Below are 20659 nucleotides of genomic sequence, written 5' to 3'. Positions count from 1 at the left end.
TGACCTGCTCGCCGTCGCTGGCCGCCTCGGCGGCTTCATCAGCCGCGGCCCAGATTGCGGACATAAAGCGTCAACGAATGGCCGTCGATCTCGAGCGGTTTCGCCTCGGCGCCGTCCAACGGCGTTTCGACGAACTGCTTGGCCAACGATTCCTGCATGATGTACTCACGGTGCCTGGTGCAGGCCTGGCGCAGTTCCAGGCTGGCGGTCGCGACGCCGACGGCGATCCGGTCCACATAATCGCATTCGAGTTCCTTGCGGCGAGTCTGCAACGCATGGACGATCTCGCGGGCCAGGCCTTCTTCGATCAGTTCAGGCGTCAACTCGGTGGCCAAGACGACGACTGCCGCGCCGCCGTCGGCCGCGGCCCAGCCGGCCTTGGCCTGCAACCGCACCTGCAGGTCGTCGCGATCGAGCGTGACCGAGCCGCCGGGCAGGTCGAGTCGCACGGCACCGTCGCGCTGTAACGACGCCAGCAGCGCCGCCGCATCGGTCTTCGCGAGCGTCTGCTTGAGCGCCGGCAGCTGCTTGCCCAAGCGCGGACCCAACCGCTTGAGGTCGGGCAGCACCGTGTAGTCGATGTAGTTGTCGGCCGACGCGGGAAACTCGACCTCGCGTACGTTGAGCTCCTCGCGGATCAACGGGACGTGCGACTCGAGCCAGGCGCGATGCTCCGGCTGGCTCAGCACGATTTCGACACCGGCCAGCGGCTGGCGGACCTTGAGCCGGGCGACCGTGCGGGCACTGCGGCCTTGCGAGACGATCTCGCGCACCACGCGCATCTCTTCGGACAGCGCGTCGTCAATCGCGTGCGCAATCGGCACGGGGTAATCGCACAAGTGCACGCTTTCGAGCACGCGCTCGCCGAACGGCCGGACCGCCAAACGCTGCCACAGCTCTTCGGCGACGAACGGCGTGAACGGAGCCAGCAGTCGAGCCAGCGTCAACAGGCATTCGTACAAGGTCCAATGCGCGTCGCTCTGATCGGCGTCGGCCGCGTCGGACCAGAAGCGCTGGCGGCTGCGGCGGACGTACCAGTTGCTGAGCGCATCGAGAAAACTCTTGATCTCGTTGGCCGCGGCAAAATTGTCGTACGCGTCCATCCGCTCGACGACCACCTGCACCGTGCGGTGCAGCTCGCTCATGATCCAGCGATCGAGCTCGCCGCGCTTGGCGATCGGGCAATAGTCGGGCGCGGTTTCGAGCACGCTCGGATCGAGCTGGCCGGCCGCGCGGGCCACGATCGACTTCGCCGGATCGAAGCCGTTGATCCGGGCATAGATGGCGAAGAACGTGTAGGTATTCCACAGCCGCAGCAACGTCTCCGGCACGCTGTCGCGAATCGACTGCTCGTTGTAGCGGATCGATGTCCAAGGGGCCTGGTTCGAGAAGAAATACCAGCGCAGCGCATCGGCCCCGTAGCGGTCGAAGATCTCGTCGGGCTCGCGGTAGTTCCGCTTGCTCTTCGACATCTTCTGGCCGTCTTCGCCCAGCATCAGCCCCAGCACGATGCAGTTGCGAAACGGGTGCGGATACTCGGCCGCCTCGTTGCCAGGCAGCACATCGCGGGCGACGCCTTCGCGGCCGAAGAGCATCGTGCTGATCGCCAGTTGGCTGTAGAACCAACCGCGCGTCTGGTCGATCGCCTCGCTGATGAAGTCCGCCGGAAACTGGCCGGCAAATTGCTCGCGTCCGGCGTGCGGAAAGCCCCATTGCGCGAACGGCATCGCGCCGCTGTCGAACCAGCAATCGATCACCTCGGACACGCGCCGCATGCGGGCGCCCTTGGCCCGGGGCGAATCGTAAGTGATCGCGTCGAGATACGGCTTGTGCACCTTGAGATGCTCGGAAAGGTCGGGACGCTCGCGCTTGGCGGCGGCCCACATCTGCGTCCCGTCGACGCCCGGCTTGGCCAGCAACTCGGCATAGCTGGCCACGGCCTCCATGTAGCCGGACTCTTCGCAGACCCAGATGGGCAGCGGCGTGCCCCAGTAGCGCTCGCGCGAGAGCGCCCAATCGACATTCGTCTCGAGAAAATTGCCAAAACGGCCGTCGCGAATGTGCTCCGGGAGCCAGTTGATGCGGGCGTTGTTGGCCAACATCTCGTCGCGAAACCGCGTCGTGCGTATGAACCAGCTTTGCCGCGGATATTGGATCAACGGATCCTCTTCGGCCCGCCAGCAGAACGGGTAGTCGTGCAGATACTGCTCTTGATGCACGAGCAGGCCGCGGCGCTTCAACTCGCGGGAAATATCCTTGTCGGCCTCCTTCACCCAGCGACCCTGATAGTCGGGCGCTTCGGCCGTGAATCGGCCGTCGGGACCGACGGCGCAGATCAGCTGGGGGCCCTGGCCGGCCGCAAACCGCGCCGCCTCGGCCTGCAGGACGTCGAAGTCGACCTCGCCGAAGGCCGGCGCCTGATGGACGACACCTGTACCGCTGTCGAGCGTGACGAACTCGGCCGCCACGACGCGCCAGGCGACGTGTTCGCTGCCGCCGTCAAGCAGTTTTCCACGGCGCTCGCCCAGGCCGCGCCAGTAGTAGTCAAACGGCGGCCGATAGCGCCGGCCCACCAGCGCGGCGCCGGGCATGGTCTTGAGCACCGTCCAGTTGAGTCCGAACTTCGCGGCCAACGCATCGGCCAGCGCCGCCGCGACGATCAATCTCTCCCCCCCGCCTTCGACCTCGCACACCGCGTACTCCACCGTCGAGTGCACGGCGGCGAACTGGTTGCTGGGCAGCGTCCACGGCGTCGTGGTCCAGACCACGAGCGAAGTCGGCACGCCGCCTTCGGATTCGAGCAGCGGAAAGCGGACGAACACACTGGGGTCGGCAACCTCGCGGTAGCCCTGCCCCACTTCGCCCGAGCTGAGCGCGGTGCCGCCTTGGGCCCACCACCAGACGATCTTGTGACCGCGGTAGAGTTGCCCGGCGTCGAACAACCGCTTGAGCGCCCACCAGACGCTTTCGACGTAGCTCTGGTGATAGGTAACGTAGGCCTCGTCGAGATGGATCCAGAAGCCGAGCCGTTCGGTGAGCCTTTCCCACTGCTGCGTGTAGCGAAAGACGCTTTCCAGGCAGCGATGGATAAACGGCTCGACGCCGAAGGCCTCGATCTCTTCCTTCGAGTGGATCCCCAGCTCTTTGCAGACCTCGACTTCGACGGGCAGGCCGTGCGTGTCCCAGCCGGCCTTGCGTTCGCAGCGCATGCCGCGCATCGTGCGATAGCGCGGAAAAATGTCCTTGATCGCGCGGGTAAGGCAGTGCCCCGGGTGCGGCAGGCCGTTGGCCGTCGGCGGACCCTCGTAGAAGACGAACCGTGGGGCATCCGCCCGGCGGGCGAGCGATTTTTCGTAGATGCCGCGCTCGCGCCAGAATTCCCGAACGAGCGCCTCGAGCTCGGGAAATCTTACGTTGGTAACCGGCGGGTCGAACATCAACCATCCTCGGGCGAACTGTCCGCGACGCGGGAGTCGCGTGCCGCGGGCAGGCGCGTGAGCGTTCCTCGGACCAGCTTGCGGAGTTTCGGCTCGGCCGTGGCCGCCGTGGCCAGGATCTCATGGATATCGACCGGCCGCAGGGCGTCGGGCAGGCACATGTCGGTCACGATCGACAGCCCCAAGACGCGCAGGCCAGCGTGCACGGCCACGATGACTTCCGGCACGGTCGACATGCCCACCACGTCAGCACCGATGAAACGCAAGAAACGATATTCGGCCCGGGTCTCCAGGTTGGGCCCGGTCACCGCCACGTAGACACCGCGGTGCGCGGCAAAGTTCTCCTGACGGGCAATTTCCAGCGCCTGGCCGATCAGCGCCGGGTCGTAGGGGTGGATCATATCGGGGAACCGCGGACCGAGCCGATCGTCGTTGATCCCGATCAGCGGGTTCCCACCCATCAGGTTGATATGGTCCTCGATGACCATGATGTCGCCGAGCGCGTATTGCGGGTTCATGCCGCCGCCAGCGTTGGAAACGATCAACAACTCGGCGCCGAGGGCCTTCATGACCCGCACCGGGAACGTGAGCTGCTGGTGCGTGTAGCCCTCGTAAGCGTGAAAACGGCCCTCCATCGCCACGACCGCATGGCCGCAGAGCTGACCGCAGATCAGCCGCCCCGCATGGCCGATCGAGGTCGAGCGGGGGAAATGCGGCAACGCGGCGAAGTCGAAGGTCGCCTCTGGCTCGATATCGGCCGCCAGGCCGCCGAGTCCGGTGCCCAGAATGATGCCGACGCGGACCTGCGGGCTCCATTGCCGGCGAATCGCCGCGGTGGTTTCGGCAATCTTGCCGGCTAGCTCGAGCATGAAACGCTGTTCCTGGCGCCTGGGTCGGCGATCAACGGTCAGCCGCGAAATCGTATCGCAGGCTACATGTCGTCGTCTTCGAATTCCTCGTCGATCTCGCCATCGTCGCCGCCACCAGTGTCGGCCGCGGGCTCGGGCTCGTCGTCGAAGGTCTCCATGAATTCCTGATCGAGCTCTTCTTCGAAATCGTCGTCGAAGTCGTCGTCGAAGTCGTCGTCGTCGAAGTCCTCTTCCTCTTCGTCTTCTTCGTCGACGGAATCTCCCTCGACGTCATCGTCCAGATCGTCGTCGTCATCGCTGGCGGCCACGGGCACCGCCGGCGCCAGGGGGCGCAACATCGGACGCGCACCGACGGGCGGCACGGCACTCAGACCTCGCAACGGAAACAGAGCGGTCAGCAGCACGGCAAAATCCTAGTCGGGGATGCGTCGGGTGGGCTCGGTTACCCCGCAATCGGAGGTCCGGCCCAGTGCGATTCTTCGCATCACCGCCGGTGTGTCAAGCGGGCTCGGCCGCTCCGAGCGACGCCAGCCGCGCCCCGGGCTCGCCAGCTACTGCGGTACAGCGGGAGGATTCGCCCCGGCGAGCGAGAAATGGGGGCCCGTCGTCAGGCCTTCGATCCCGCGCAACTGCTCGATCACGAAGTCCGCCTCGCGGTGCCTCCCGGTGGAAGCCAGCACCTGGGCCAGCAGCTCGTGGCCGGTTGCATTGGCTGGCTGCCGCAGCAGCAATTCGCGCAGGATCGGTTCGGCCGCCATCCAGCGCCGTAGACGCACCAGGGCGTGGGCCTCGAATTGGCGGACCAGCGGGGCGTCGTAACCGGCTGCCTGGGCCCGTGCAAAGGCCTCGAGCGCGGCCTCGTACCGTCCAACACGGAACTCGCGAACCCCCGCGGCGAATTCGGCATACCGCGGCTCGGCCTCGGGGCCGCGCACCAGGTGCGCGGTCAGCTCGAGCCCCTCTTGAATTCGTTGGCTGGCCAGCAGCAATTCACCCAAGGCTTGCTTGATCTGGGCCGCCTGGGGATCCTTCCGCAGTTGCTCGCGATACATTTCTTCGGCCGCGGCCGGATTGCCCGCCTCGGTCAGCGCCCGAGCCACGGCGAGTCGACCGGCGGCACCCTGCGCTTGCGGCAATTCTTCAGACAACGTCGCGTCGACAGAGACCTGCGTGGGTTGCACGGAGGACGTCGCCGGAGGTAACGCGACCGTCGAGGTGGACCACTGCTCGTCGCTCGGTGCGGCCGCGATCGCGCTCTCGGCGTGGGTGGCTCCCGTGTCGCTGGCCGGCGCCGTCAAGTCGGCCAGGTAGCGATTGGCTTCGGCGTTTTGCGGTTCAGCCGCGAGCCACTCGCGAACCACGGGCAGCGCCTCGTCGCGACAGCCGTTCGAGATCAGCGCCACGCTCAGCCACCGCAGGCAGATCGAGTCGCGACATCCGGCCGAATATGCGGTTTGCAGATATGCAATCGCAGGAATCCAGTTCGCGGTGGCCAACTGGCACGCGCCGCGCACCGCCGAACGCAAATTCTCGCGGCTGCCCGTGATTCCCGGCAAGCGATCCAGCTCGCCCAGCGCTTCGGTGGTGCGGCCATACTTGATGTGCAGGTCGATCAGTTGCCGCCGGGCCGCCGCGACGTGCGGCGCAGTACCCAGCACTTCTTCGAGCGTCTGGCGCGCCGCGTCGTCGTGCCCTTGCAGTTGCTGCACCAGCGCCAGGCAAGTCGCCGCGGCGACGTTGATGTCGCGCACGTGCCACGTTTCGGGATCGGTCTGACCATTGCGCCAGGCCAGCGCATAGGCGCGTTCTGCCAGATCCAGCCGGCCTTGAATCTGCAAGTAGCCGGCCATGGCGCATAGCAGTTGTGCGTCGAGCGGGAACTGTTCGAGCGCCTGGAGACACAAGTCGATCTGCTCCTGACTGGCCTCACTTTGAGCATCGTAGGTGGTCAGCAGGCCGTAGTACGCCTCGAGCAACTCGGTTGAATCGGCAGGCGAGCGATCGAGCGCTTCGCGGTAGTACTGCGTTGCCAGGGCGGCCATACCCAGCGTGGAGTGCGCATCGGCCAGGGTCAGCAGCAGTCGCGGTTGAGGTCCGCACGCGGCCTGGTCCATTTCGGCCAAGGTCAGATTGCGACGGGCCCGCTGGCGGCGGATCTCTTCCAGCGCATCGCGGCGATCGCGCGTCAGGCGCACCGGGGCGAGCTGGATTTGCAGCCCCTCGGCGCCGGCCGCCTCGCGCAGGCTTTCGCGAACGCGACCCTGAAACCGCAGGCCGGCGATACGCGGCACCAGCCTCAAGCAGCCGCGCTGTTCGGCATAGCCCTGCGCGCCGGCAGGCGGAACCTCGATCAGCACCAGGTAGGCCCGTGTGGCCTCGGCCCGCTCGTCGACGAACTGGCGCAGCAACGTCTGCGACTCGGTATCGAGACGTTCGCCGGCGTCAACCCAGAGCACCCAATCGCCGGTCAGTTCGGACCAAAGCCGGTTGCGAGCTGCGGAAAAGTCGTCGGTCCAGACGTGATCGATGACCCGCGCGCGGAATTCGCGGGCAATCTGCCGGGTCGCGTCGCGCGAGCCCGTATCGAGCAGCACGATCTCATCGGCGATCGACTGCAGACTGGCCAGCGTGACGGGCAAGACCGCAGCCTCATCGCGGGCCACGATCGCGACCGAAAGTCGACGTGCAGACTTCGGACCAGGCGCGCTGGACATGGACCCTCCTTGGCCGACACCGTGATGCGAGCAGACTGCGACCCCCAAGGCGGCGAAGTCTATCGACAGACCGGAAGGGCGACCAAGGCCGCTTTTGTCGCGTGCTATCACCGCCCGCGTGCCGCGCGGCGGCGCCGCGAAGGGGCTTCAGGTGTGATAATCGGCGTTCAACCGCACGTATTCGGCAGTCAAATCGGTGGTCCAGAAGCGAATCCGCGCCGTACCTTCGCTGAACCTCAGGTCGATGTGGGTATCGCGGTTTTCGCGGATCGAGGTGCTGACGGCCTGCCGATCGAATTCGACCGGAGCCCCTTGCTCGAACAGCAGTAATCCGTTCACGCGCAAGGACACGCCGCGGGGATCGAACGGAACGCCGGCGTAGCCCGCGGCCGAAACGATCCGGCCCCAATTCGGATCGGCCCCGGCAATGGCCGTCTTCACCAGAGGGCTTTCGGCGACGACCTTGGCAAAGGTGTAGGCCGCTTCGCGGTCGCGGCAGCCTTGCACGTCGATCGTGACCAGGTGCGTGGCCCCCTCGCCGTCGGCCGGAATCGACCGGGCCAACTCGCTGCACACCTCGTGCAAGGCCCGATGAAACGCTGCCCGATCATCACCCGCCAACGGCTGCGTCTGGGCCGCGCCGCTGGCAACCAACAGCACGGTGTCGTTGGTGCTCATGTGGCCATCGACGCTGATGCAATTGAACGTATCTTCGACCACGGCGCCCAACAGCGTCTGAGCATCGGCCGGGGTCAATCGCGCATCGGTCATCACGACCCCCAGCATCGTGGCCATCCGGGGACCGATCATCGCGGCGCCCTTGGCCATGCCGGTGATCGAAACTTCGCTGCCGGCAATCCGGAGGGTGCGGCCGGCCAGCTTGTGCCGGGTGTCGGTTGTCAGCATGCCTCGCGCTGCCGCGACCAGGTCGTCATCGTTGTCGCCGAGCTGGGCGGCCGCGGCGTGGATCCCCCCGGCGATCTTCTCCATCGGCAGAAACTCGCCGATGATGCCCGTGGACAGCACGAGCGCGGCCTCGGCCGGGGCGCCGACGGCCGCTGCGGCCAGACGTGCCATTTCGGCCGCGTCGCGATCGCCACGATCACCCGTGGCGGCGTTGGCATTGCCCGAGTTGATCACGATCACCCGGGTCACGTCATTCGGGGTCCGCTGCCGATCGAACCGCACGGGTGCGGCGCAGATGCGGTTCTGGGTATAAACGCCAGCCGAAACGGCGGGCCGATCCGTGACGACCAGCGCCAAGTCCTGCTTGGCCGCCGAGCGCTTCAGCCCGCAATGAACGCCCGACAATTTGAAGCCCCGAGGAATGCGCGTCGACATCGTTGCCTCTCCGACCGTGTGCCTTGGCGGCGTAGTTCCCGTTAGAGCAGCGCCGTGGTTTCAGGATATCCGTACATCAAGTTGAAATTCTGCAGTGCCGCGCCGGAAGCCCCTTTGATCATGTTGTCCTCGCAACTAATCGTCACGATGCGGTCGCGCACCACGCGCCCGGTGATGTGCACGTAGTTCGTGCCCACCGTGTCCTTCGTGCCCGGCAGGTGGTTCACGACCTTGACGAACGGCTCATTGGCGTAGAAATCGCCCAGGACCGCCAGCAGCTCGTTCTCGCCCAGGGGTTTCAGCGGCCGACTGTAGGTCGTCGTTAAAATGCCGCGATCCATGGGGATCAAATGCGGCGTGAAAATCACGCTGGGGGCCGTCCCCGTGAACCGTCCCAACACTTGCTCGATCTCGGGCGTGTGCCGATGCCGGCCAACGTTGTACGCCGAAACGCTCTCGTTGCATTCGGGAAAGTGCGTGGTCAGTTTCGGCGTTCGCCCGGCACCGGAGACACCACTTTTCGAGTCGACTATGATGTCGCGCGGATCGATCAAACGATGCTTCAGCAAGGGCGCCAACGGCAGAATCGCGCTGGTCGGATAGCAGCCGGGGTTGGCGACGAGCGGCGCCTCGCGGATCGCTTCGCGAAACAGCTCCGGCAGCCCGTAGACGACCTGGCCCAGCCGCTGGGGGTCGCGATGCGGTTCGCCGTACCATTGCGCGTAACTTTCCGGACTGTCGAGCCGGTAATCGGCACTCAGATCAATCACCCGCGCGCCGGCTTGAAGCAGATGCGGCACGATCTCGGCCGTGGTGCCATGCGGCAGGCAGGCAAACACGCAATCGGCGCGGGCAGCCACCGCCACGGGCCCCAGGTCCTCGCAATTCAGGTCGACGCGGCCCGTGAGCGATGGATGCACCATCGCCAGGGGCGGGTTGCCATCTTGCCGGCTGGTGACCGTGGTGAGCCGGGCCTGGGGATGGCGCAGGAGGAGCTTGATCAGCTCGAGGGCGGTGTAGCCCGTTGCTCCCAGGATTGCGACCCGCGTCATCGACTCGACTCCCGCTGCGGTAGGACCAGAAACCAGGCCGGCCGTTGCCCCCCAGCCGAAAGCCAGGGAGTATACCGCGCACGTCCGGCAGGCAAATGACGCCGGCGCGCGGCGAAGTGTTCGCGCGGCGGCGGCGCGAACGTCACAGGCGATCGATCACCAGCTTGTGCGCGGCGACAAACGCTTCGGCGTCGGCCCGGGTAAAGACGCTTTGCGTCGCACTGACGGCGCGCACGCAGCTGGCCCCCAAGGCGCTACCCCATTGCAGGCAAAGCTGCGGATCGCCGCCACGGAGCAGACCGACGATATAGCCGGCATCGAAAGCGTCGCCGGCGCCCGTACCACCGACAAATTCGGTGGGATACACCCCCGCGCGCAACCGCACCTGGTCGTTGACCAGATAGGTGCCTCGACCGCCACAGGTGATGACCGCGGTGCGCGCCCCGGCGGCCACAAACCGTTCGGCCTGTGCTAGCGGGTCGCTCAGCTTGGTCAGGGCCACTGCCTCATCCTCGTTCGGCAGAAACACGTCGGTCTGCGGCAGCACCGGCTCCAGCAGCGGCCAGGCGTCATGATGGTCGGGGAGTACGACGTCGAGCACAGTTCGCACTCCCGCGGCGCGGGCCGCGCGAAACACGTCGGCCAATTCATACGGGTCGAGCGCCGACATCAGCAGGTAACCGCCGACGTAGAGCACCTTCGTCCGCTGGACGCGATGCATGGGAATGTCGGACGCGCGCAGGACGGCATTGGCGCCCAACGTGTGAATGAACCGCCGATCCTCGCCGGCGACGTTGATGATCAAGGTCGCCGAAGTATGGCGTTCGGCCACGCGGTGCACGCTTTCGATGTCGACCCCGCAGGCGTAGAGCTTGTCGAGCATGAAGGTGCCCATGATGTCCTGGCCGACGCAGCCGACGATGCCGACTTCGACCCCTACGCGGGCCAGGTCGATGGCCGTGTTCGCCGCGCAGCCGCCGATATCCAGGGGCAAGGCGTCGGCCAGCACGAGTTGCCCCGGCGCGGGCAGCTCCGGAATCGGCGTGCAGAGATGATCGGCCACGAGGATGCCGACGCTCAGGCAGTCATGTGCCACGGTGATTGCTCCCACTCGCCGCGGTTCGCGGCGCTATGCCCTTCGCTGGCACCACGGTGATATCAGTCGACGTAGTGCGTCGAATTGGCATTGACTCGCTGTCGACCCGGAGCGTAACGTCCGCCGCCTGGCCCGCTGCGCTGGGCGTCGTTCCCTGTGCAACAGGCCCCGCCGCGACCATTTTGCCGGCAGTTCCGGACCGCGCAGGCCCCCGGTTCTACTGGCCGAACGGCGGAATTTCCACCCCCGCCGCGCAGCCGCACCCGGCGCGGCGATGGAGAGCAGGTCATGGCGCATTGCCCACGCGCATGGCTCGGATGCTGCTGCCAGGCAGCCATCGCCGCGGCACTCACGCCCCTGGGGCTGGCTCAAGACGTTCCAGCTCCCGCCGAGGGTCTACGTGTGGCCCGGCTCGTCGAACGGCTCGGCGACCCTTCGTTCCAGAACCGTGCCACCGCGCGCGACGAACTGCTCGCCGCGGGCGCCGCGGCGCGTGTCGCGATCGAGCAGGCCGCGCAATCGCCCGACCTCGAAGTCCGCCTGCGCGCGAAGGAGATTTTGCGCGATCTTAAGGTTCACGAGCTCTGGTCGGCCATGCCGCTGGAAGCATCGGCGGCCGCCGAGCCCGCCTCGCAGGTGCTCAAGCGGCTGAGCGCGAGCAGCGGCAACGAACTGCTGTTGGGCGACCAATACAGCTCGTTCCACGACAAGCCCGTGGACCTCGCCGCAGGCGCGACGACTTTTTGGGTGGCGCTCGACCAGATCTGTGCGCAAACGGGCAACCACGTGCGCCCACATTACGACACCTCGCGGCCGGGCCTGGTCGTCGTCGCCGGGATGCCCGGCAAGAACCCCGTCGCCTATGCCGGCCCAGTACGGGCCCAGATTTCCAGTGCCCGCCGAGTATTCATGGAAGATCTCGACTACGAGACGCTGCGTACCGAGACGACGCACACCTTTCAGATCAACGTGCAGATCATGTGGGAAGATCGGCTGCAGCTGGTTGCCTATCGGTCGCCTCCCGAAGTTGCCGAAATCCGTGTCGGCGATCGGGCGTTTCCGTCGGCCCCGCAACCCACCAGCGGTGGCTGGAACGTGGCCGGCAGCGCGAATCGAAAGCTGTCGCTCGATCTGCGCCTGCACCCGCCGGCCACGGTGACCGGTCGTCTCGATGAGCTTTGCCTGCTTTGGGACGTGATCGCCGTGGGTGATCACGAGACGATCGAAATCTCGCAGCTTGACCGGCCCTCGACGCATCGGCGCGACGGACTGGTGCTCGACGTCGCGGCGCTCGAATCCAAGCCCGGCGGCCGCTGGGATGCCACCCTCACGGTGCTGCGCGACCTCGTGGTGCCCGAACCGGCCGACGTCTTGCTGCAGGAAAATGAGGTCGAGTTGCTCGATGCAACAGGCCGGGCTTTTCGCATTCACGGGCAGACCAATGCGCTGGTCGATGGCGCCGCGCGTCTCAAGATCACCTTCGGCACTCCGGCCGAGGACAGCCAACCCGTAAGGTTGCGATTGACCTACCCGCGAATTCGTTCGCAGCGGAGCCTGGAAATCTGCTTTCGCGACGTGCCGCTCCCCGCGGGGCGGCCGGAATAGACGCCCTGCCCCCTCGTTGTCAGGGCGCTGAGCGACGGACGGGCTGAGCGATGAGCCGCGCTTGAATGACGTCGAAAATCTGCCGGGCGACGTCCTCTTTCGGGCCGCTGAAGGCCGACAGCACCGCACCGGCCGGGTCGATAATTTCGACCGAGTTCTCGGCCGAGTTCATTGCGTCGGGTCCGTTGAGCACGACCAGATCGCAGCTCTTCTTTTGCAGCTTGGCGAGCGCCCGCAATCGATGATCCTCGGTCTCCAGGGCAAAGCCGACGAGCCATTGGCGGGTTTTTGTGGCACCCAGCGTCGCCACGACGTCGGACGTCTCGATCAAGTTCAGGACCAGCGGATCGCCTGTCTTGGCAATCTTACCGGGCGACACCCGGATTGGACGGTAGTCGCACGGAGCCGCGACGCCGATCAGCCCGTCGCATTCGGCAAAAATGGGCCGGCACGCTTCGAGCATGTCTTCGGTCGAAATGACGGGGACCACCTGGGCCTCGGCCGGGTAGTGCACTTCGACCGGACCGCTGACGATCGTCACGCGATGACCTTGGGCCAGCGCGGCCTCGGCCAGCGCCTTGCCCATGCGCCCGCTCGAGGCGTTCGTCAGATAGCGAACCGGGTCGATGTACTGCCGCGTCGGACCGGAGGTGATGAGGATGTGCGCCACGGCACGGTTCTCCGTCGAGCTAGTTCGACTTGCGGCCCAACTCGGCATGAATCGCGGCGACGATGCGCTCGGGCGCGGCCATCCGGCCGACACCCTTGCGCCGGCAGCTCAGCCACCCCTCCTCGGGATCGATAATCTGGAAACCGTCCTCGCGCAACTGGGCCACGTTCCTCTGGACGGCCGGCTTGTCCCACATGGTCGAATTCATCGCCGGGGCCAGCAGGATGGGACCGCCAAAGGCCAGCACGAGCGTACTAAGCAGATCGTCGGCCCGGCCCGTCGCAGCCTTGGCGAGAAGATCGGCCGTCGCCGGAGCGACGCACAATAGCTCGCCACGCTCGGCTAGCGCAATGTGCGTGCCGAGCGGGAACTGAACGGCGTCGAAATCTTCGCGAGCCACCGGCCGGCCGGTCAGCGCGGCAAAGGTGGCAGCGCCGACAAACCGCTCGGCGGCGGCCGTCATGACAACCGTCACCTGGTCGCCGTGCTGAACGAGTTGACTGACCAGCGCCGCAGCCTTATACGCGGCAATGCCCCCGGTTACCCCGACGATCAGCTCGCGCCCGGCGGGAGACTTCGTAGCAGACATGGCACCGCCGCAGCTCGAAGGGCGTGATCGTCAGCGATTCGGAGGGACGGCTTCTCGAGCGATGGGGCCTTGGGTCTACAGGGCCGAGAGATCCAGCTCGGGCGGACCGCCGCCTTGCTCGGTCGCCTCGCCCGTGATCCGCACCTCGGCCGACTCGTCGAGATAGATCTTGTCTTCCATGATCTCACGGACGACCACTTGCAGCTTGTCCGGCGAGTCCATGTTGACCAGCGGACGGGCGCCGGCGTTGAGCTGGACCATCCGCTTTTGCATCAACGTGGCCAGCTTGAATCGGCCGCCCACTTTGTTGACGATTTCCTCTTCGAGCAGTTCGGGAATCATGTGCTCTCAGCTCCGAGTTGGTTCAAGATCTGACACAGATCGGCAACGGCCCGATCCAAGTCTTCGTTGATCACCTGATAGTCGTAGGTGTCGGCAGCAGCCAGCTCTCGGCGGCCGACCTCCAGGCGTCGAGCCAGGGCCGCTTCGCTTTCGGTGGCCCGGTCGCGCAGCCGTTTCTCCAGTTCGGCAAACGACTTCGGCCGCACGAAGATCGTTACGGCGGCCGGAAACTGACGGCGGATCGCCTCGGTCCCTTGGACGTCAATCTCTAAGACTACCCATTTCCCCGCTGCAAGACCAGTGGTCACCTCGCTGCGCAACGTGCCATACCAATGCCCACGGCCGTAAACCTCGAAACATTCGAGGAATTCTCCCGCGTCGCGGCGGCGGGCAAATTCCTCGGACGTGAGAAAGTAGTAATCGCGTCCATCGACCTCGCCGGGTCGGGGGGGCCGCGTCGTGGCCGAAATCGAGCTGACCAGCGGACGCGTGGTCGAGGCCAGGACACGCTTCAGCAGTGTCGACTTGCCGGCACCCGAGGGACCGGAAACCACGATCAAGCGACCTGCTGCACCGTTCGCCATGCGCCTTCCGCCGCACTCACTCGACGTTCTGGACCATCTCACGGATCTTTTCGATCGCCGCCTTGATCTCGATCACGCCACGGGCGATCTCGACATCGTTGCTCTTCGAGCCGATCGTGTTTGTCTCGCGCATCATCTCTTGCACGAGGAATTCCAGCTTCCGGCCCGAGCCTTCGTCCAGTTCGAGCGTCGTTTCGAACTGATCGAGGTGGCTTTTCAGCCGGACGATTTCCTCCGAGACGTCGCTGCGCTCGGAATAGATGCCGACTTCCTTGATCAGATCGCTGGGATTGAGCGTGACGTTGAACTCGGCGAGCAGCTTGTTGACGCGATCGAGCATCCGCTCGCGATACTGATCGACCACCTGCGGGGCTCGGCCCTCGATGGCTTGCAATTCGCGCAAGACCGCCGCGGCGTTGGCCCGCAGGTCGGCGGCCATGGCCTTGCCTTCTTCGCGGCGCATCCGGGCCAGCTTGTCCATCGCTTCTTCGAGCGCGGCGCGAATCACAGGCCAATCGTCGGTCGCATCCTTGAACCCGGCCGGCGCGTCGACGATCACGCCCGGCAGTAAGAGCAATCGATCGAGCCCGATCGTTTCCGGCAAGTGCCACCGCGTGCCCAGCGATTCGAGTTGGCGGCGATAACCCTCGAGCACGGCTTCGTTGATGCGGTAGTCTTCGACCGAGCGCTGGTGTTCGATCCAGAGACTGACCTGGATCGTTCCTCGCCGCACGCGCTGCCGGATCACGCTTTCGATCTCCGGCTCGAGCACGGCGTAGCCTTCGGCCGACTTGACCGTGATCTTGAAGTACCGGCTGTTGATGGCGCGGACTTCGCAGGTGACGTTCACCTGATTCTCTTGCCGGCGTGCCTCGCCGAAGCCGGTCATGCTAAACAGCACGGGCGTGACCCTCGGGAGGAAAACAGGAGCCCCTCGATGCCGCCACGAGCAGGCGCCGCGGCGGCCGTGCGGCTACGGGGTGGTGGGCGGGGGCGTCGATGCGGGTGCCGAGCTGTCCGGAGCGCCGGCGTCGCCCGGGGGCCCGGCGTCACCCGGGGGTGTGGTCTGCACCGGAGGCTCCACCGGCGGAGTTGCCGGGGCCTCGCCTGTTGGAGCGGCACCGCCCGCGGCCGGGGCGCCACCTGCTGCTGGAGCACCGCTTGCCGGAGCGCCGCCTGCTGGGGGGCCTCCTGCGGCGCCCGCGCCGACGGGCGCATTGCCCAAGTCGACCTTGAGCGGCGAGTCGTCCTGGTTCAACACCTTGATCGAAGCGATGCACAGCGCGATCCACACGCCTACGACAATGATGGTAATCCACATCAGGCGATCACCCGTCTTGGCGCCAAAGGCGCTTTGCCCCCCCATGCCGCCGAAGGCGCCGGCCAACCCCCCGCCGCGACCCCGCTGGACCAGCACCAGCAGGATCATGAATACGGAGACTAACAGCAGCAGAATCATGCACAGGGCTTGGAGCATGGCAAACTAACTCACAATCGCGGAGCGATCGTTAGCCACGATCGGCTCGCAGGTTGAAGCGATGGGATTCCGTCGCGCTATACGGCCTGAGGCGCGCCAGCGGCGATGGCCAAGAACTCTTCCGCTTGCAGACTGGCCCCGCCGACCAAGGCCCCGTCGACGTCGGCCTGACCCAGCAAGGCAGCCGCGTTCGCGGCCTTCACGCTGCCGCCGTAGAGGATGCGAACCCCCCCGGCGACGGCCGCATTGTAGCGGGCTGCCAACAACTTGCGAAGGTCGGCATGAACTTCCTGCGCCTGCTCGGGCGTCGCGTTGCGCCCCGTGCCGATGGCCCAGACGGGCTCGTATGCGATCACGATCTTGCCCATTTGCTCGCCATCGACGCCGGCAAGCGACCCCTCGCACTGGGTACGGATCACGTCCGCCGTCCGCCCGGCCTCGCGCTCGTTGAGCAGCTCGCCGACGCACAAGATCGGCGTCAGCCCCGCGGCGAGCGCCGCCTGCAGCTTGCGATTGATGGCGGCGTCGGTCTCCCCCATCAGGTGCCGCCGCTCGCTGTGGCCCAGGATCACATACCGACACCCGACGTCGAGCAGCATCGCGGCGCTCGTCTCGCCTGTGAAGGCGCCGGAGGGCTCGTGGTACATGTTCTGAGCACCCAGCGCCACCGGCGAACCGGCCACGACCTCGCCGACCGCGCATAAATACACGTGCGGTGGGCAGACCGCCAATTCGACGTCGGCCCGGCGCCCGGCTCCCGTCGCGACTGCCCGGGCCAGGCTCACGGCCTTGGCCCGATCGAGATTCATCTTCCAGTTACCGGCTACGAACGGGCGGCGCATGCGGCCTCCTCTGCCAAGGGACTGATCCGTTTGCCCAGCACTTCGGCGACGGCGCGAATTTGCCGGGCAACTTCCGCGTATTGTTCCGGCAACAGGGCCTGCGGCCCGTCGCTCATGGCTTCTTCCGGACAGTTGTGGACTTCGATGTGCACGCCGTCGGCGCCAGCGGCCACGCCGGCCAGAGCACAAGGCGGAATCAACGCCGGGCGTCCCGTGGCATGGCTCGGATCGACGATGATCGGCAGGTGCGAACGCTGCTTGCACGCCGGTACCGCGGCGACGTCGAACAGGTTCCGGGTGATGTTGTCGAAGCTCTTGATGCCGCGCTCGCACAACACCACGCCCGGGTTGCCCTGCGAGAGGACATATTCGGCGCTCATCAACAGGTCTTCGATCGTGGCGCTCATGCCGCGCTTCAGCAGCACCGGCTTGCGCGTGTGGCCCACTTCGGTCAGCAGCGTGAAATTCTGCATGTTCCGCGCACCGATCTGAATCATGTCGGTGTACTGGTCGACGAGTTCCACGCGACGGGGGTCCATCACCTCGGTGACCACGGGCATGCCGTACTTGTCGCCGACGTCGCGGAGAATCTTCAAGCCATCTTCGGCCAGGCCCTGAAACGCATAGGGGCTCGTGCGCGGCTTGAAGGCCCCGCCGCGGAGAATGTTCGCGCCGGCCTCGCGCACCGAGCGGGCAATCGCGTCGAGACGTTCAAAGCTTTCGATCGCGCAGGGACCCGCGATCATGGCCAGATAGCCTCCGCCGACTTTCACGCCCGCCACGTTGACAATGCTGGGCTGCGGATGAGCTTCCAGGCTCGCGAGCTTGTAGGGCGGCAGGATGGGAATGACTTCGGCCACGCCCGCGATCGATTGCAACTGGCCCGATTGAATCAGCGACTCGTCGCCGATCAAGCCTACGATCGTGCGAAACGTACCCCGGCTCAGGTGAGCCTTCAGGCCGAGCGCTTCGATCCGCTCGATGACGTGCTGAATTTGCTGTTCGCTGACGCCCGGCTGCAGAACAATTATCACGGCGCACCTCGACCGCCCAGGGACCAAATGGGCTCGGCCGCACTCTCCTCGCTGGCAAGTGCGGCCGAAGCCAGACTACACAGTGTAACACGAGTCGGCGCTGCGCGGCAGCGGTGGGCGCCCTCGGGGGACGAAAACCAGCCCTCACTGAGTCAGTCGCGATGGAATCGCGGCGGCAACGACTCGACCAGCCGCTTGGGGGCGATGAGCAGGTAGGCCTCGCGCGCGAGCTCGGCGACGGTCTCCCAATCGACCACGCCGTCGAGCCAGATCCCCACCCAACCGCTCGGCCCCATGTAGGGCGGCACAAAGAACTGATTGGGCGCCGCCGCGACCATCCGCCCCTGTTCGCCCGGCGATGCCTTGAGCCAGACGCCGTCGCGCCCGCGGCCGGCATGCTTCGTGCGGCTGGCGAAGATTGCGAACATCTTGTTGCGCAAGCGAAACGTCGGGGCGCCCCAAGCTTCGACCTCGTGGGCCTCGGGGAGGGCCAGGCAAATCTTGCGCAAGCGAGTGATTGGGCGAGGAGGCATGGCCGCTACCGTGCGCCGCCTGCGGTGCGTCAGCCGACCGGCTCGGCGGCAGGAAAACATCCGAGAAACTCGAATCGCCGGGTGCGCTGCTGGAGCGAAGCCAGGGCCCGCTTCACCTTCGCATCGCGCACGAAACCGTCGAATTCGACGAAGAACATGTAGGCCCCGCGTTGATCGGGAATCGGGAACGACTCGATCCACGTCATGTTCAGCCGGTTGCGCTTGAAAATGCTCATTGCGTCGGCCAGCGCCCCCGGCCGGTGCTCGATTTCGAACAGTACGGCCACTTTGTCGCGGCCCGACCGCTCGCTCGGATGATCGCCGATGACTGCGAACCGGGTCATGTTCGTCGCGTGGTCTTCGATGTTCTCGGAGATGATCTCCAGCCCATAGTGCGAGGCCGCCTGGCGGCTGGCGATGGCCGCCGCGTACGGTTTCTCCTGGGCCAATTGCGCGGCGGTTGTCGTGCTGGTCACCTCGACGGTCCGGGCTTGTGGCAAATGGCGGGCGAGCCAGTTGCGGCACTGAGACAAGGCCTGTGGCTTGCTGTAGACCTCTTGAATCTCTGTGCGTGCGCAGCGGCCCAACAGGTGGTGATGCACGCGCAACTGCACCTCGCCGCAGATGCGCACCGGGGCGCGCGAGAACATTTCGAGCGTGTCGGCGATGCGGCCGTCGGTCGAGTTTTCGAGCGGCACGAGCCCGTAATGGGCATGGCCGCGATTGACCTCTTCGAAGACCGCCGCAATGCTCGCCACCGGAATCAGCTCGGCGGACTGACCGAAGCGATCGAGCGCGGCCAGGTGGCTGTAGCTGTAGTTCGGCCCGAGAAACGCCACCTTGAGATGTGATTCCAGGGCCCGCGCTCCACTGATCAGCTCGCGGAACACGGCGCGAATGCAACACTCGGTCAAAGGGCCCTGGTTCATCGCCACGACGCGATTGAGGACTTCCTCCTCGCGGTTGGGTGCGTAGATGGGCTGGCCCTGTTGCTCCTTGATCTTGCCAACCTGCAGCGCCAGTTCGGCGCGCTCGTTCATCAGCTCGATCAACTTGCAATCAATCCGGTCGATTTCGTTGCGCAACCGGGTGAGGTCGGGCGAACGTGGAACCGTGCGAGCCGGCTTGACGGACGTTTTGCCCTTGCCCATGGAGATCGGCTCGCCCTGTCGGGCCCCCCGGAAAAAAGCGCGGCAGCCAGAATGCGGCTGCCGGAAGAAGAAGCGAGTCCCCTTGTAGTTTTGTCGCTAGGGGGTGTCAAGGAGCGGACGGCTCGAAGGCGAGCGCACGGCCAGCGAGGTGATTGACCCACCGGCGAGAAGTGAGCATTACTCGCCAGCGAGGCGGCTCTTGATAGGGATTTCCGGGTTCCCCGTGTTACTGCCAATTTGACAGCAGCAATCGCTCTCGCCTTGGCGGTGTGTCAATATGGCAGCCGCTACGGCAAGCGATTCCGCCTGGCCCGCCAACAAGATTGAAACAGCAACCGTAACCCTCTTCATAACAGCTACTTGCGACACGCCAGAGAACCCGAGGCATGTGCGGCACAGCACTTGCCAGATGTAGCCCTCCATCGCGAGTAAAGGCGACACATCGAGAAAGGAACCTCCTCCATGGCTCAAGGCGAAAAGATCATCGGGATCGATCTCGGCACAACCAACTCGGTGGTGTCCGTGATGGAAGGAAAAGACGCCAAGGTGATCCCCAATGCCGAGGGCAATCGGTTGACCCCCAGCGTCGTGGCGTTCACCGACAAGGGCGAAACGCTCGTCGGTGAGCCTGCGCGTCGGCAGGCGGTGACCAACCCGCGGCGCACCGTTTCGTCGATCAAGCGCTTCATGGGCCGGCGGCACGCCGAGGTCGAAGCCGAAGAGAAGATCGTCCCCTACACGATCACCGGCGGGCCGCAGGAGTACGTGAAAGTCGGGATCGGCGACAAGCAATTCACGCCGCCTGAAGTCTCGGCCAAGGTGCTGCAGAAGCTCAAGGAATCGGCCGAGTCGTACCTGGGCCACAAGGTGAACAAGGCCGTGATCACGGTCCCGGCCTACTTCAACGATGCCCAGCGCCAGGCAACCAAAGACGCCGGGCAGATCGCCGGCCTCGAAGTGGTGCGGATCATCAACGAGCCCACCGCAGCGGCCCTGGCCTATGGCCTCGACAAGAAGGAAGCGGAAAAAATCGTGGTCTTCGACCTCGGCGGCGGGACGTTCGACGTCTCGGTGCTCGAGGTTGCCGAGGGTGTGTTCCGGGTGATCAGCACCAACGGCGACACGCACCTGGGCGGCGACGACTTCGACCAGGCCCTGATCAACTATGTGGCCGACGAGTTCCAGCGCGAGCAAGGTATCGACCTGCGCAAGGACACGATGGCCCTGCAACGCCTGCAGGAAGCCTGCGAAAAGGCCAAGAAAGAACTCAGTTCGTCGGCCACGACCGACATCAATCTGCCGTTCATCACGGCCGACGCGAGC

Annotated in this window: 19 protein-coding genes; 2 read left to right on the top strand and 17 right to left on the bottom strand. The window is 65.6% G+C overall.

What is annotated here, in order from left to right; translation table 11 throughout:
* Positions 1-38: 38 nt before the first annotated feature.
* From ileS to K1X74_11630, 7 genes are all read right to left on the bottom strand, one after another.
* On the bottom strand, positions 39-3437 hold the full coding sequence (gene ileS, locus K1X74_11660; GenBank protein MBX7166978.1) for an isoleucine--tRNA ligase: 3399 nt from the start codon (positions 3435-3437) through the stop codon (positions 39-41).
* Positions 3437-4306 carry a purine-nucleoside phosphorylase gene (locus K1X74_11655; protein MBX7166977.1) on the bottom strand — a complete coding sequence of 290 codons (870 nt, stop codon included), beginning with the start codon at positions 4304-4306 and terminating at the stop codon, positions 3437-3439. The genes ileS and K1X74_11655 overlap by 1 nt, the downstream gene beginning before the upstream one ends.
* Before the next feature lie 62 nt (positions 4307-4368).
* Positions 4369-4710, bottom strand: coding sequence for a hypothetical protein (locus K1X74_11650; GenBank protein ID MBX7166976.1), 342 nt, complete (start codon positions 4708-4710; stop codon positions 4369-4371).
* Between the two features lie 147 nt (positions 4711-4857).
* The gene (locus tag K1X74_11645; GenBank protein ID MBX7166975.1) at positions 4858-7020 is read right to left on the bottom strand and encodes a tetratricopeptide repeat protein; all 2163 of its coding nucleotides are present in this window, start codon (positions 7018-7020) and stop codon (positions 4858-4860) included.
* A 147-nt stretch (positions 7021-7167) separates the two neighbouring features.
* Positions 7168-8361 (bottom strand): bifunctional glutamate N-acetyltransferase/amino-acid acetyltransferase ArgJ, encoded by a 1194-nt coding sequence (argJ, locus tag K1X74_11640; protein ID MBX7166974.1) that lies wholly within the window; start codon positions 8359-8361, stop codon positions 7168-7170.
* A 41-nt stretch (positions 8362-8402) separates the two neighbouring features.
* On the bottom strand, positions 8403-9413 hold the full coding sequence (gene argC / locus K1X74_11635) for an N-acetyl-gamma-glutamyl-phosphate reductase (GenBank protein ID MBX7166973.1): 1011 nt from the start codon (positions 9411-9413) through the stop codon (positions 8403-8405).
* Between the two features lie 142 nt (positions 9414-9555).
* Positions 9556-10509, bottom strand: a complete 954-nt coding sequence (locus K1X74_11630) for a carbohydrate kinase family protein (GenBank protein ID MBX7166972.1) — start codon at positions 10507-10509, stop codon at positions 9556-9558.
* 288 nt (positions 10510-10797) lie between these two features.
* Between K1X74_11630 and K1X74_11625 the strand changes: the two genes are divergently transcribed.
* Positions 10798-12114 (top strand): hypothetical protein, encoded by a 1317-nt coding sequence (locus tag K1X74_11625; GenBank protein MBX7166971.1) that lies wholly within the window; start codon positions 10798-10800, stop codon positions 12112-12114.
* 19 nt (positions 12115-12133) lie between these two features.
* Here K1X74_11625 and K1X74_11620 read toward each other — a convergent pair whose 3' ends face one another.
* From K1X74_11620 to pheA, 10 genes are all read right to left on the bottom strand, one after another.
* Positions 12134-12832, bottom strand: a complete 699-nt coding sequence (locus K1X74_11620; protein MBX7166970.1) for a phosphopantothenoylcysteine decarboxylase — start codon at positions 12830-12832, stop codon at positions 12134-12136.
* Complete coding sequence (locus K1X74_11615; protein MBX7166969.1) at positions 12804-13373, bottom strand: phosphopantothenoylcysteine decarboxylase; 570 nt, start codon at positions 13371-13373, stop codon at positions 12804-12806. Before K1X74_11615 ends, K1X74_11620 begins: the two co-directional genes overlap by 29 nt.
* 75 nt (positions 13374-13448) lie before the next feature.
* A complete protein-coding gene (locus tag K1X74_11610) occupies positions 13449-13715 on the bottom strand; it encodes a DNA-directed RNA polymerase subunit omega (GenBank protein ID MBX7166968.1) in 267 nt (88 codons plus the stop codon).
* Positions 13712-14299 carry a guanylate kinase gene (gene gmk / locus K1X74_11605; protein ID MBX7166967.1) on the bottom strand — a complete coding sequence of 196 codons (588 nt, stop codon included), beginning with the start codon at positions 14297-14299 and terminating at the stop codon, positions 13712-13714. Before gmk ends, K1X74_11610 begins: the two co-directional genes overlap by 4 nt.
* Positions 14300-14315: 16 nt before the next feature.
* Entirely contained in the window at positions 14316-15188 is an 873-nt protein-coding gene (locus tag K1X74_11600; GenBank protein MBX7166966.1) for a YicC family protein, read from the bottom strand.
* 84 nt (positions 15189-15272) lie between these two features.
* Positions 15273-15776 (bottom strand): preprotein translocase subunit SecG, encoded by a 504-nt coding sequence (gene secG, locus K1X74_11595; GenBank protein MBX7166965.1) that lies wholly within the window; start codon positions 15774-15776, stop codon positions 15273-15275.
* 77 nt (positions 15777-15853) lie between these two features.
* Entirely contained in the window at positions 15854-16618 is a 765-nt protein-coding gene (gene tpiA, locus K1X74_11590) for a triose-phosphate isomerase (GenBank protein ID MBX7166964.1), read from the bottom strand.
* Complete coding sequence (aroF, locus tag K1X74_11585; protein ID MBX7166963.1) at positions 16600-17652, bottom strand: 3-deoxy-7-phosphoheptulonate synthase; 1053 nt, start codon at positions 17650-17652, stop codon at positions 16600-16602. Before aroF ends, tpiA begins: the two co-directional genes overlap by 19 nt.
* 152 nt (positions 17653-17804) lie before the next feature.
* Complete coding sequence (locus K1X74_11580; GenBank protein MBX7166962.1) at positions 17805-18185, bottom strand: MmcQ/YjbR family DNA-binding protein; 381 nt, start codon at positions 18183-18185, stop codon at positions 17805-17807.
* Positions 18186-18214: 29 nt separating this feature from the next.
* Positions 18215-19336: a prephenate dehydratase gene (gene pheA / locus K1X74_11575; protein MBX7166961.1), complete on the bottom strand. Its 1122-nt coding sequence runs from the start codon at positions 19334-19336 to the stop codon at positions 18215-18217.
* A 462-nt stretch (positions 19337-19798) separates the two neighbouring features.
* On the opposite strand from pheA, the gene K1X74_11570 reads away from it, so the two are divergent.
* Positions 19799-20659 (top strand): Hsp70 family protein (locus K1X74_11570; GenBank protein MBX7166960.1); only part of this gene is annotated, 861 nt, incomplete at its 3' end.

It is taken from the genome of Pirellulales bacterium (assembly GCA_019694435.1).
GTDB lineage: Bacteria > Planctomycetota > Planctomycetia > Pirellulales > JAEUIK01 > JAIBBZ01.
Note: the sequence above shows the minus strand (reverse complement) of the source record. Positions and strands in the feature narration are given on the sequence as shown.

Bases quoted from the DNA above. Each gene is read 5' to 3' on its own strand.
- ileS (MBX7166978.1), bottom strand. From the start codon at position 3,437: ATGTTCGACCCGCCGGTTACCAACGTAAGATTTCCCGAGCTCGAGGCG.
- K1X74_11655 (MBX7166977.1), bottom strand. From the start codon at position 4,306: ATGCTCGAGCTAGCCGGCAAGATTGCCGAAACCACCGCGGCGATTCGC.
- K1X74_11645 (MBX7166975.1), bottom strand. From the start codon at position 7,020: ATGTCCAGCGCGCCTGGTCCGAAGTCTGCACGTCGACTTTCGGTCGCG.
- argJ (MBX7166974.1), bottom strand. From the start codon at position 8,361: ATGTCGACGCGCATTCCTCGGGGCTTCAAATTGTCGGGCGTTCATTGC.
- argC (MBX7166973.1), bottom strand. From the start codon at position 9,413: ATGACGCGGGTCGCAATCCTGGGAGCAACGGGCTACACCGCCCTCGAG.
- K1X74_11625 (MBX7166971.1), top strand. From the start codon at position 10,798: ATGGCGCATTGCCCACGCGCATGGCTCGGATGCTGCTGCCAGGCAGCC.
- K1X74_11620 (MBX7166970.1), bottom strand. From the start codon at position 12,832: ATGCCGAGTTGGGCCGCAAGTCGAACTAGCTCGACGGAGAACCGTGCC.
- K1X74_11615 (MBX7166969.1), bottom strand. From the start codon at position 13,373: ATGTCTGCTACGAAGTCTCCCGCCGGGCGCGAGCTGATCGTCGGGGTA.
- K1X74_11610 (MBX7166968.1), bottom strand. From the start codon at position 13,715: ATGATTCCCGAACTGCTCGAAGAGGAAATCGTCAACAAAGTGGGCGGC.
- gmk (MBX7166967.1), bottom strand. From the start codon at position 14,299: ATGGCGAACGGTGCAGCAGGTCGCTTGATCGTGGTTTCCGGTCCCTCG.
- K1X74_11600 (MBX7166966.1), bottom strand. From the start codon at position 15,188: ATGACCGGCTTCGGCGAGGCACGCCGGCAAGAGAATCAGGTGAACGTC.
- secG (MBX7166965.1), bottom strand. From the start codon at position 15,776: ATGCTCCAAGCCCTGTGCATGATTCTGCTGCTGTTAGTCTCCGTATTC.
- tpiA (MBX7166964.1), bottom strand. From the start codon at position 16,618: ATGCGCCGCCCGTTCGTAGCCGGTAACTGGAAGATGAATCTCGATCGG.
- K1X74_11580 (MBX7166962.1), bottom strand. From the start codon at position 18,185: ATGCCTCCTCGCCCAATCACTCGCTTGCGCAAGATTTGCCTGGCCCTC.
- pheA (MBX7166961.1), bottom strand. From the start codon at position 19,336: ATGGGCAAGGGCAAAACGTCCGTCAAGCCGGCTCGCACGGTTCCACGT.